Source organism: Pseudomonas sputi (assembly GCF_021603585.1).
Taxonomy (GTDB): domain Bacteria; phylum Pseudomonadota; class Gammaproteobacteria; order Pseudomonadales; family Pseudomonadaceae; genus Aquipseudomonas; species Aquipseudomonas sputi.
Window position 1 is genome coordinate 70216 of sequence record NZ_BQHI01000026.1, and the last position, 11542, is coordinate 81757.

Genomic DNA, 11542 nt, shown 5'->3' on the forward strand with positions numbered 1-11542 from the left:
ATGCACGCTTTGCAAGCCAAGATCCTCGACCCGCGCATCGGTACCGAATTCCCGCTGCCGCAATACGCCACACCGGGCTCCGCCGGCCTCGACCTGCGCGCCATGCTGCAAGAGGACATCGTGATCAAACCGGGTGAAACCGTGCTGATCCCGACCGGTCTGTCGGTCTACATCGGCGACCCGAACCTTGCCGCGCTGATCCTGCCACGCTCGGGCATGGGCCATAAGCACGGGATCGTGCTGGGCAACCTCGTCGGCCTGATCGACTCCGACTACCAGGGCCCGCTGATGGTGTCCTGCTGGAACCGCGGCCAGACTGAATTCACCATGCCGGTCGGCGAACGCCTGGCGCAGCTGGTACTGGTGCCGGTAGTGCAGGCGCACTTCGAAATGGTTGAAGAGTTTGTCGAGACCGAGCGCGGCACAGGTGGTTTCGGCCATTCCGGCACCAAGTGATTGGTTTTGTGGCGAGGGAGCCTGCTCCTTCGCCATAAAAATACGCAGATTCATCTGGAAGCTTTACCGCTGAAAATCAAGGCATTGGCAGGCCAAAGCCACGCCGCACAAGGCGTCATGGCCCTTTCACACCACGAACTCTCTGTGAAAACCGCCGTCATACCCTTCAGTTTGAACCTGCCGTCGAATGAGTCGTCGGTGTGTCCAGCCACTTTCGAGATGGAGCATTTTCGCAGATGAGCACCCCCGCCCAAGTCGCCCCGAAGCTTCCCGACAGCATCTTCCGCGCCTACGACATTCGCGGCACCGTGCCGGAATTCCTCAATGGCGAAACCGCCTACTGGATCGGTCGCGCCATCGGCTCCCAGAGCCTGGCCCAGGGCGAACCGAACGTGTCCGTCGGCCGTGACGGCCGTTTGTCCGGCCCGGAGCTGGTGGCCGAACTGATCCGCGGCATCGCCGAAAGCGGCTGCCACGTCAGCGACGTCGGCCTGGTGCCGACGCCTGCGCTGTACTACGCCGCCAACGTGCTGGCTGGCAAATCCGGGGTGATGCTCACCGGTAGCCACAACCCATCGAACTACAACGGCTTCAAGATCGTGATCGCCGGCGACACCCTCGCCAACGAACAGATCCAGGCCCTGCACGAGCGCCTCAAGACCGGCAACCTGAGCAGCGGCACGGGCAGCGTGACTCAGGTCGAGATCCTCGACCGCTACACCACCGAAATCGTCCAGGACATCAAACTGGCCCGGCGCCTGAAAGTCGTGGTCGACTGCGGCAACGGCGCGGCCGGCGTGATCGCCCCGCAGCTGATCGAAGCGCTGAACTGCGAAGTCATCCCGCTGTACTGCGAAGTCGACGGCAACTTCCCGAATCATCACCCGGATCCAGGCAAACCGGAAAACCTCGTCGACCTGATCGCCAAGGTCAAGGAAACCAATGCCGACATCGGCCTGGCTTTCGACGGCGACGGTGACCGCGTCGGCGTGGTGACCAACACCGGCACCATCGTGTTCCCGGATCGCCTGCTGATGCTGTTTGCCCGTGACGTGGTGGCGCGCAACCCGGACGCGGAGATCATCTTCGACGTCAAATGCACCCGCCGCCTCGTCCCGCTGATCAAGGAATATGGCGGCCGGCCGCTAATGTGGAAGACCGGTCACTCGTTGATCAAAAAGAAAATGAAACAGTCCGGCGCACTGTTGGCCGGCGAAATGAGCGGGCACATTTTCTTCAAGGAACGCTGGTTTGGTTTCGACGACGGTATTTACAGCGCCGCACGGCTGCTGGAAATCCTCAGCAAGGAAAAATCTGACGCGGAAACGCTGTTCGCGACCTTCCCGAACGATATTTCCACACCGGAAATCAATATCCATGTGACCGAAGAGAGCAAATTCAGCATCATTGATGCACTGCACGATGCGCAGTGGGGTCCAGGCGCCGACCTGACCACCATTGACGGCGTGCGGGTCGACTATGCCAAAGGCTGGGGCCTGGTGCGCGCGTCCAACACCACACCGGTGCTGGTGCTGCGCTTCGAGGCCGATGACGAGGCGGAACTGCAGCGCATCCAGGCTGTGTTCCATGCCCAACTGAAACGCGTTGCACCTGATCTCCAACTACCGTTCTGATTGCTGATTCACCCGGAGCCCTGAATGACCCTCGAACGCGATGCCGCCGCCAACACTGCCAAGGTCCTGTCCGAAGCGCTGCCTTACATCCGCCGATACGTCGGCAAGACCCTGGTGATCAAATACGGCGGCAACGCGATGGAAAGCGAGGAGCTGAAAACCGGCTTCGCCCGCGACATCGTGCTGATGAAGGCCGTAGGCATCAACCCGGTGGTCGTTCACGGTGGCGGCCCGCAGATCGGTGATCTGCTCAAGCGCCTGTCGATCGAAAGCCACTTCGTCGACGGGATGCGCGTCACAGACGCCGCGACCATGGACGTGGTGGAAATGGTCCTCGGCGGTCAGGTCAACAAGAGCATCGTCAACCTGATCAACCGCCACGGCGGCAGCGCCATCGGTCTGACCGGTAAAGACGCCGGGTTGATTCGCGCGAAGAAGCTCACTGTCACCCGTCAGACCCCGGAGATGACCCAGCCGGAAATCATCGACATCGGCCATGTGGGCGAAGTGGTCGGGATCAACACCGAACTGCTGAACCTGCTGGTCAAAGGCAACTTCATCCCGGTGATCGCGCCGATTGGCGTGGGTGAAAACGGCGAGTCGTACAACATCAACGCTGACCTGGTGGCTGGCAAGGTTGCCGAAGCACTGAAAGCCGAAAAGCTGATGCTGCTGACCAACATCGCCGGCCTGATGGACAAGTCGGGCACCGTGCTGACCGGCCTTAGCACCCAGCAGGTCGACGACCTGATCGCCGACGGCACCATCTACGGCGGCATGCTGCCGAAGATCCGCTGCGCACTGGAAGCAGTTCAGGGCGGCGTGGGCAGCTCGCTGATCATCGACGGCCGTGTACCGAACGCGATCTTGCTGGAAATCTTCACCGACACTGGTGTGGGTACGCTGATCAGCAATCGCAAGCGTCCGTAAACGCTCGCGCAAACAAAAAGACCCCACTCAGCCTGGCTGAGCGGGGTCTTTTTTTGCCTGAAGCTACGATCAGACGCCAAACTGGGCGCGGTAGGCTTCAACGGCTGGCAGGTGCTGCTTGAGCTGCGGGTCGTCAGCCAGGAATTCCAGCACCTGGTTCAGCGACACGATGCTGATGACCGGGATGCCGAAATCACGCTCGACTTCCTGGATGGCCGACAGCTCGCCGTTGCCGCGCTCCTGACGGTTCAGGGCGATCAGCACGCCGGCAGCCTTGGCGCCGTCCTGGGAAGCGATGATCTGCATCACTTCACGGATCGCGGTGCCGGCGGTGATCACGTCGTCGATGATCAGCACATCACCGGTCAGCGGTGCGCCGACCAGGCTGCCGCCCTCGCCGTGGGCCTTGGCTTCCTTGCGGTTGAAGCACCATGGCAAATCACGGTTATGGTGTTCGGCCAGTGCCACGGCAGTGGTTGCCGCCAGCGGGATGCCTTTGTAGGCCGGGCCGAACAGCACGTCGAACGGAATGCCACTCTCGGCGATGGCCGCGGCGTAGAAACGCCCCAGTTGCGCCAGCGCGGAACCCGAGTTGAACAGGCCGGCATTGAAGAAGTAAGGACTGGTGCGCCCGGACTTCAGGGTGAACTCACCGAAGCGCAAAACCCCGCGATCGATGGCAAAACGAATGAAATCGCGCTGATACGCTTGCATGAAAAAAACCCCAAATACCACGGATTTAGCTAATTAGCTTGACGCCGTGTATCATACACGCACGCGATTTTTGGGGCCATTTATGCGGATCATCAGTGTGAACGTCAATGGTATTCAGGCTGCAGTCGAGCGCGGTTTGCTCAGTTGGCTGCAGGCTCAGAATGCCGACGTCATCTGCCTGCAGGACACCCGTGCCTCCGCCTTTGAACTGGACGACCCAGCCTTCCAACTGGATGGCTACTTCCTTTATGCCTGCGATGCTGAAGTCCCTGCCCAAGGCGGCGTGGCTTTGTATTCGCGGTTGCAACCGAAGGCTGTCATCAGCGGTCTCGGTTTCGAGACGGCCGACCGCTACGGGCGCTACCTGCAAGCAGATTTCGACAAAGTCAGTATTGCCACCTTGCTGCTTCCTTCGGGGATGAACGGCGATGAGGACTTGAACCAGAAGTTCAAGCTCATGGACGATTTCGGCAAGTACCTGGACAAACAGCGGCGCAAACGTCGCGAGTACATTTATTGTGGCTCGCTGTACGTCGCGCAGCAGAAGCTCGACATCAAGAACTGGCGCGACAGCCAGCAATCCCCCGGCTTCCTGGCGCCGGAACGCGCCTGGATGGACGAGATTGTCGGCAACATGGGCTACGTAGACGCCCTGCGCGAAGTCAGTCGCGAAGGCGACCAGTACAGCTGGTGGCCGGACAATGAACAGGCCGAGATGCTGAATCTGGGCTGGCGCTTCGACTACCAGATCCTGACTCCGGGCCTGCGGCGCTTCGTGCGCAGCGCACGTCTGCCGCGTCAGCCTCGGTTCTCGCAGCACGCGCCGCTGATCGTCGACTACGACTGGACGCTGACCATCTAAGCGGACTTTCGCAGACACAAAAAAACCGACATCACTGTCGGTTTTTTTGTGGGCGATCGTTCGTTATTTGATCAACCGCCAGGTGAACGGATAGCGGTACGGGAAACCTTCGTTGGCTTTCACCCCACCGATGATCGTCAGCACCAGCGCCGCAATGGCCAGCAGGCCAAACAGCACGAACCCAATAAGCAACAGCATCAGCACGAAGCAGATCATCGAAGCGATCGCCACGGTGATCTGGAAATTCAACGCTTCCTTACCCTGAGCGTCGATGAACGGATCGGTCTCGCGCTTCATCTGCCACAGGACCAGCGGCCCGATCAGCGTACCGAACGGAATCCAGATCCCCAGCAAGGCGGACAAGTGACAAAACATCGCCCATTGGCGAACCTCCTGGCTCGGCTTGGGCAGCAACTCTTGCTCATCACTCATCGCGTCCTCCTTGCGGGTTACGAACCTGCTCAGTCGGCCAGTGCAGCCTTTTGCAGTTCGAAGATTTCGTTCATGCCTTTCTTCGCCAGCTCCAGCATCGCGTTCAGCTCTTCAGGCTGGAACGGCGCGCCTTCGGCAGTGCCCTGCACTTCGATGAAGCCACCGGTGCTGGTCATCACCACGTTGAGGTCAGTCTCGGCGGCGGAATCTTCAAGATAGTCCAGATCCAGTACCGGCTCGCCCTGGTACATGCCCACGGAAACAGCACCGATCATTTGCTTGAGCGGGTCGCCGCCTTTCAGGCCGCCGCGCTTCTTGATCACTTTCAGTGCATCGACCAGCGCAACCATGGCGCCGGTGATCGACGCGGTACGGGTACCGCCATCGGCCTGGATCACGTCACAGTCGACGTACAGGGTGACATCGCCCAGCTTGGACATGTCCAGCGCGGCGCGCAGGGAACGACCGATCAGGCGCTGGATTTCCAGGGTACGACCGCCCTGCTTGCCGCGGCTCGCTTCACGCTGGTTACGCTCGCCGGTGGCGCGTGGCAGCATGCCGTATTCGGCAGTCAGCCAGCCTTGGCCCTGACCTTTGAGAAATCGCGGCACGCCGTTTTCGACGCTGACGGTGCAGATGACCTTGGTATCACCGAATTCGACCAGTACCGATCCCTCGGCGTGTTTGGTGTAGTTGCGGGTAATGCGGATCGAGCGGAGCTGATCGGCAGCGCGACCACTTGGACGTTTCATAGGAGATACCTGTACTGGGGACGGAAAACTGCGGAGCATTATAGAGCCGTGCACCGCACCTGGGCACTCGTTAAAAAATCCGGCCGACGACCGAAGGCCCTGAAACGCGCTTTGCCGACGGCCTGCAGCCCTTTGTCACACCGTGTGTTTGGGCGCATCCGCCGCACTGCGCTACAATCCTGCGCCTTTGCTGCCAGTCGGCTTACATTCATTGAGATCGCCTGCGCGGAACGTCGTTTCTGCGCCGATCTGCATTGCGAGGTACCACCATGGTGCACAGCATGACCGCCTTCGCCCGCGTCGAAAAAGCCGGCGTCCAGGGCACCCTGAGCTGGGAACTGCGCTCGGTCAACAGCCGCTACCTGGAGCCCCACCTGCGCTTGCCGGAGTCGTTTCGCGACCTCGAAGGCGCTGTCCGCGAAGCCCTGCGCCAGGGCCTGTCACGCGGCAAACTGGAATGCACCCTGCGTTTCACCGAGGAAAGCACCGGCAAGCCGCTGCAGGTGGATCGTGAGCGCGCCGCGCAACTGGTCGCCGCTGCCGAAACCGTCGCCGGCCTGATCAAGAACCCGGCCGCGCTGAACCCGCTGGAAGTGCTGGCCTGGCCAGGCGTACTGGTCGCCGACGCCACCGACCCGCAGGCGCTGAACGCCGAGGCGCTGGCCTTGTTCAATCAGGGCCTGAAAGACCTCAAGGCCGGCCGCGAGCGCGAAGGCGCGGAGCTGGCCCGCCTGATCAACGATCGCCTGACCGCCATCGAGGAAGATGTGGTGACCCTGCGCGAACTGGTTCCGCAGATGCTTGCCACCCAGCGCCAGAAAGTCCTCGACCGTTTTGCCGACATGAAGGCCGAACTGGACCCGCAGCGCCTGGAACAGGAAATGGTCATCCTCGCGCAAAAGAGCGACGTGGCCGAAGAACTGGATCGCCTGAGCACCCACATCATCGAAGTTCGCCGGGTGCTCAAGTCCGGCGGTGCCGCCGGCCGGCGCCTGGACTTCCTGATGCAGGAACTCAACCGCGAAGCCAACACATTGGGCTCCAAGGCCTTCGACCCGCGCAGCACCCAGGCGGCGGTCAACCTCAAGGTGTTGATCGAGCAGATGCGCGAACAAGTGCAGAATATTGAGTAAGGCTACCCCCGACATGACCCACAGCACCGGCACCCTGTACATCATTTCCGCCCCTTCGGGCGCGGGCAAGAGCAGTCTGGTCAAGGCTTTGACCGACACCAATCCGGACATTCGCGTCTCGATTTCCCACACCACCCGCGCCATGCGCCCGGGTGAAGTGGACGGCGTGAACTATCACTTCGTGACCCGCGAAGAGTTCGTGAAGATGGGCGAGCACGGCGACTTCCTGGAACGCGCCGAAGTCTTCGGCAATTTCTACGGCACCTCGCAAAGCCGCCTGCAGCAGACCCTGGACGAAGGTCACGACCTGATTCTGGAGATCGACTGGCAAGGCGCCGAGCAAGTGCGCAAGCTGATGCCGCAGGCCCGTTCGATCTTCATTCTGCCGCCATCGCTGCAGGCCCTGCACCAGCGCCTGACCAACCGTGGCCAGGACAGCGACGAGATCATCGATGGCCGGATGCGCGAAGCCGTCAGCGAGATGAGCCACTACGTCGAGTACGACTACCTGATCATCAACGACGATTTCGCCCATGCGCTGGACGATCTGAAGGCGATTTTCCGCGCCAATCAGCTGCAACAGAAACGTCAGCAAGTGCGTTTCGGCAAATTGCTGGCTGAATTGCTGGGCTGAAACAGCACTTCCCAAAACCGCTGCAAGGGCTTTACATTGGCACTTGCAGCGCGTTGAAGAGTCTGGTCAAAAAATCAGCGCTTCCCTAATCGCTGGTGATTTTTTAAACTGTTGAGTCCGCTCGCCCAACCGGGCAGCGCGCATATTGCATTCGCTCCGAGGAATACCATGGCCCGCGTAACCGTTGAAGACTGCCTAGAACACGTGGAAAACCGCTTTGAGCTGGTCATGCTCTCTACCAAGCGTGCCCGTCAACTGGCCACCGGCGGCAAAGAGCCTCTGGTTCAGTGGGAAAACGACAAACCGACCGTAGTGGCGCTGCGTGAAATCGCTGAAGGCCTGATGAGCTACGAGTTCATCGCCGAGCAGGAAATCGTCCACGAAGACCCTGTCTTCGCTGCGTTCGAGGACGAGTCCAACGAGGCCGTCTAAGCCTATGCCTGGTCGACGTAGCACGGCGCGGGATCACAGCTTACGGCAGGAATTATCATGCCGAGCATAGACGCCCTCGCCGATCGCTTATCGACCTACCTCGGCAACGACCAGGTCAACCTGGTCCGCCGAGCGTATTTCTACGCCGAACAAGCCCACGACGGCCAACGCCGCCGCAGCGGTGAGGCGTACGTCACGCATCCTCTTGCCGTGGCGAATATTCTTGCCGACATGCACATGGACCATCAGAGCCTGATGGCCGCGATGCTGCATGACGTGATCGAAGACACCGGTATTGCCAAAGAAGCGCTGCAAGCGCAGTTCGGTGAAACCGTGGCCGAATTGGTCGACGGGGTCAGCAAACTGACCCAGATGAATTTCGAGACCAAGGCCGAAGCCCAAGCGGAAAACTTCCAGAAAATGGCCATGGCCATGGCGCGCGACATTCGCGTGATCCTGGTCAAGCTCGCCGACCGCCTGCACAACATGCGCACGCTGGAAGTGCTGTCCGGCGAAAAACGCCGGCGCATCGCCAAGGAAACCCTCGAGATCTACGCCCCCATCGCCAACCGGCTGGGCATGCACGCGATCCGCATCGAGTTCGAAGACCTCGGCTTCAAGGCGATGCACCCGATGCGTTCCGCGCGGATCTACCAGGCCGTCAAACGCGCCCGGGGTAACCGCAAGGAAATCGTCAACAAGATCGAAGAATCACTCGGCCACTGCCTCGCCATCGACGGCATCCAGGGTGAAGTCAGCGGTCGCCAGAAACACCTCTACGGCATCTACAAGAAAATGCGCGGCAAGCGTCGGGCCTTCAACGAGATCATGGACGTCTATGCGTTCCGGATCATCGTCGACAAGGTCGATACCTGCTACCGCGTGCTGGGTGCTGTACATAATTTGTACAAACCGTTGCCGGGACGCTTCAAGGATTACATCGCGATCCCCAAGGCCAACGGCTATCAGTCGCTGCACACCACGCTGTTCGGCATGCACGGTGTACCGATCGAAATCCAGATCCGCACCCGCGAAATGGAAGAGATGGCCAACAACGGCATCGCCGCCCATTGGCTGTACAAATCCAGCGGCGACGAGCAGCCGAAAGGCACTCATGCCCGGGCCCGTCAGTGGGTCAAGGGCGTGCTGGAAATGCAGCAACGTGCCGGCAACTCGCTGGAATTCATCGAGAGCGTGAAGATCGACCTGTTCCCGGACGAGGTCTACGTGTTCACGCCCAAAGGCCGGATCATGGAGCTGCCCAAAGGCTCCACGGCGGTCGACTTTGCCTACGCGGTACACACCGACGTCGGCAACAGCTGCATCGCCTGCCGGATCAACCGGCGTCTCGCGCCGCTGTCCGAACCGCTGCAAAGCGGCTCCACGGTCGAGATCGTCAGCGCTCCCGGCGCACGGCCGAACCCGGCGTGGCTCAACTTCGTGGTCACCGGCAAGGCGCGGACGCACATCCGCCATGCGCTGAAACTGCAACGCCGCTCCGAATCCATCAGCCTCGGCGAACGCCTGCTGAACAAGGTGCTCAACGGCTTCGACAGCGCGCTGGAACAGATTCCGGCCGAGCGCGTGAAGGCGATGCTCACCGAGTACCGCCTCGAACTGATCGAAGACTTGCTGGAAGACATTGGCCTGGGCAACCGCATGGCCTACGTCGTGGCACGCCGCCTGCTCGGCGAAGGCGAACAACTGCCAAGCCCGGAAGGCCCGCTGGCGATTCGCGGCACCGAAGGCCTGGTCCTCAGTTACGCCAAATGTTGCACGCCGATCCCGGGCGACCCGATTGTCGGTCACCTGTCAGCGGGCAAAGGCATGGTCGTGCACCTGGACAACTGCCGCAACATCAGCGAAATCAGGCACAACCCGGAAAAATGCATCCAGCTCTCGTGGGCCAAGGATGTCACCGGCGAATTCAACGTCGAACTGCGCGTCGAGCTGGAACATCAGCGCGGCCTGATCGCCCTGCTGGCCAGCAGCGTCAACGCCGCCGACGGCAATATCGAGAAAATCAGCATGGACGAACGCGATGGTCGCATCAGCGTTGTCCAGTTGGTGGTCAGCGTCCACGACCGTGTGCACCTGGCCCGCGTGATCAAGAAACTGCGCGCCCTGACCGGGGTGATCCGCATCACCCGCATGCGTGCATAACTCAAACATTACAAGGAGTCATACATGACCAAGACCGTTATCAGCAGCGACAAGGCCCCGGCCGCCATCGGTACTTACTCCCAGGCGATCAAGGCCGGTAACACCGTTTACATGTCAGGTCAGATTCCCCTCGATCCAAAAACCATGGAACTGGTCGAAGGCTTCGAAGCCCAGACCGTCCAGGTGTTCGAGAACCTGAAAGCCGTGGCCGAAGCCGCCGGCGGTTCGTTCAAGGACATCGTCAAGCTGAACATCTTCCTCACCGACCTGAGCCACTTCGCCAAGGTCAACGAGATCATGGGCAAGTACTTCGACCAGCCTTACCCGGCGCGCGCCGCCATCGGCGTGGCTGCCCTGCCAAAGGGTTCGCAGGTCGAAATGGATGCCATTCTGGTCATCGAGTAATGCGCACGGCGCGGCCTCAGACGCCGCGCCGACTGCTCTGCGGTAAAGAAAAGGTTTTGAAAGGATTCCACCATGCGCAAAGCGCTTGCTCTCTCGCTGCTCGCCATTTTCCTCGGCGGTTGCGCCAGCAACCCTGCCGACCGTGACATCAGCGGCACCTGGATCAATCAGGTCGCCATCGATGCCGCTGCCAAGGGCGGCCCCCTGCGCGAAGCGCTTCAGGCTTACGGCCCGAACCTGGAGTGGGACGTCAACACCAAGGCCGGCCAGGCCCGCTACACCAACGGTTTTGAAAACGTCGAAGGTCGCCTGCTCGGCGAGGAGTCCGGCGCCTGGAAAGTCGACTTCTACGGCAGCTCCGCCAGCGAGCTGAAACGTGACGGTGGTCAACTGCAACAAGCCGCCAATGAAAACGAACCGGAACAGGTCTTCGACCGCGCGCAGATTCCGGTGCCGGAAGGCGCACCGATCGGCGCCAGCTTCGAACGCGCGCTGTATTCCGCTTATCTGGGCGGCAACTGGACCATCACCAGCGGCCAGGGCGAAGGTGCCACCGTGCAATTCCAGGCTGACGGCCAAGTCTCCGGCCTGCCGGGTGCCGACCGCTATGCGCTGTGCCTCGCAGGCGATTGCGCATCGATGAGCAGCGGCAACGACAGCATGTGGCTGCAGCAGAACGGCCAGGGCAACAACTGGATCTTCGTACGCAAGGGCAAAGAGCTGGAGATCCTACAGGCCGTGAACACGGCGCTGGCAGATGAACAACCGCAGTTCACCCCAGGTGAGCGCAAGTGGTTGCTCGAAAAGCAGTGACCGACGCTTGAGACAGAAAAGGCGGGAGCAAGCATTGGCTCCCGCCTTTTTTTACGCCCGTGTCCCGTCCTGAATAAGGTTTACACCTTCTGATCTATTTTCAGGAGGACGTAATGGAAACGGCTAAAAGGCGTAGTCAGCGAGACTACACGCTGACTTTTAAATTGTCGGTCGTGGATCAG

The 11542-nt window shown here is 60.6% G+C and carries 12 protein-coding genes and 1 pseudogene; 10 read left to right on the forward strand and 3 right to left on the reverse strand.

Going from position 1 to position 11542, the window contains the following annotated elements; genetic code table 11:
• The 3 genes and pseudogenes from dut (at position 1) to argB (ending at position 3020) form a co-directional block, all read left to right on the forward strand.
• Positions 1–456, forward strand: a complete 456-nt coding sequence (dut, locus tag L6D81_RS24770; RefSeq protein ID WP_011336556.1) for a dUTP diphosphatase — start codon at positions 1–3, stop codon at positions 454–456.
• Positions 457–713: 257 nt separating this feature from the next.
• Positions 714–2090: pseudogene (locus L6D81_RS24775) on the forward strand (phosphomannomutase/phosphoglucomutase); the annotation flags it as partial.
• Positions 2091–2114: 24 nt separating this feature from the next.
• Positions 2115–3020, forward strand: coding sequence for an acetylglutamate kinase (gene argB / locus L6D81_RS24780; RefSeq protein WP_007954443.1), 906 nt, complete (start codon positions 2115–2117; stop codon positions 3018–3020).
• A 69-nt stretch (positions 3021–3089) separates the two neighbouring features.
• Here argB and pyrE read toward each other — a convergent pair whose 3' ends face one another.
• Positions 3090–3734, reverse strand: a complete 645-nt coding sequence (gene pyrE / locus L6D81_RS24785; RefSeq protein ID WP_011336558.1) for an orotate phosphoribosyltransferase — start codon at positions 3732–3734, stop codon at positions 3090–3092.
• 82 nt (positions 3735–3816) lie between these two features.
• Here pyrE and L6D81_RS24790 point away from each other — a divergent pair, with 82 nt between their 5' ends.
• Positions 3817–4596, forward strand: a complete 780-nt coding sequence (locus L6D81_RS24790; RefSeq protein ID WP_007920349.1) for an exodeoxyribonuclease III — start codon at positions 3817–3819, stop codon at positions 4594–4596.
• 63 nt (positions 4597–4659) lie between these two features.
• Here the strand turns inward: L6D81_RS24790 and L6D81_RS24795 are convergent, their stop codons facing one another.
• A complete protein-coding gene (locus L6D81_RS24795) occupies positions 4660–5028 on the reverse strand; it encodes a DUF4870 domain-containing protein (RefSeq protein ID WP_007954441.1) in 369 nt (122 codons plus the stop codon).
• A 29-nt stretch (positions 5029–5057) separates the two neighbouring features.
• Complete coding sequence (gene rph, locus L6D81_RS24800) at positions 5058–5780, reverse strand: ribonuclease PH (protein WP_003229494.1); 723 nt, start codon at positions 5778–5780, stop codon at positions 5058–5060.
• A 269-nt stretch (positions 5781–6049) separates the two neighbouring features.
• Between rph and L6D81_RS24805 the strand changes: the two genes are divergently transcribed.
• The 6 genes from L6D81_RS24805 (at position 6050) to L6D81_RS24830 (ending at position 11360) form a co-directional block, all read left to right on the forward strand.
• Positions 6050–6913 carry a YicC/YloC family endoribonuclease gene (locus L6D81_RS24805; protein ID WP_064600420.1) on the forward strand — a complete coding sequence of 288 codons (864 nt, stop codon included), beginning with the start codon at positions 6050–6052 and terminating at the stop codon, positions 6911–6913.
• A 13-nt stretch (positions 6914–6926) separates the two neighbouring features.
• Positions 6927–7547: a guanylate kinase gene (gmk, locus tag L6D81_RS24810; RefSeq protein WP_011336561.1), complete on the forward strand. Its 621-nt coding sequence runs from the start codon at positions 6927–6929 to the stop codon at positions 7545–7547.
• 168 nt (positions 7548–7715) lie between these two features.
• Entirely contained in the window at positions 7716–7979 is a 264-nt protein-coding gene (gene rpoZ, locus L6D81_RS24815; RefSeq protein WP_003229503.1) for a DNA-directed RNA polymerase subunit omega, read from the forward strand.
• Between the two features lie 57 nt (positions 7980–8036).
• Positions 8037–10142, forward strand: a complete 2106-nt coding sequence (gene spoT / locus L6D81_RS24820) for a bifunctional GTP diphosphokinase/guanosine-3',5'-bis pyrophosphate 3'-pyrophosphohydrolase (RefSeq protein ID WP_007954439.1) — start codon at positions 8037–8039, stop codon at positions 10140–10142.
• A gap of 24 nt (positions 10143–10166) precedes the next feature.
• Entirely contained in the window at positions 10167–10547 is a 381-nt protein-coding gene (locus L6D81_RS24825; RefSeq protein ID WP_085685905.1) for a RidA family protein, read from the forward strand.
• Positions 10548–10619: 72 nt separating this feature from the next.
• Entirely contained in the window at positions 10620–11360 is a 741-nt protein-coding gene (locus tag L6D81_RS24830; RefSeq protein WP_236182305.1) for a putative periplasmic lipoprotein, read from the forward strand.
• The last annotated feature ends 182 nt before the right edge of the window (positions 11361–11542 follow it).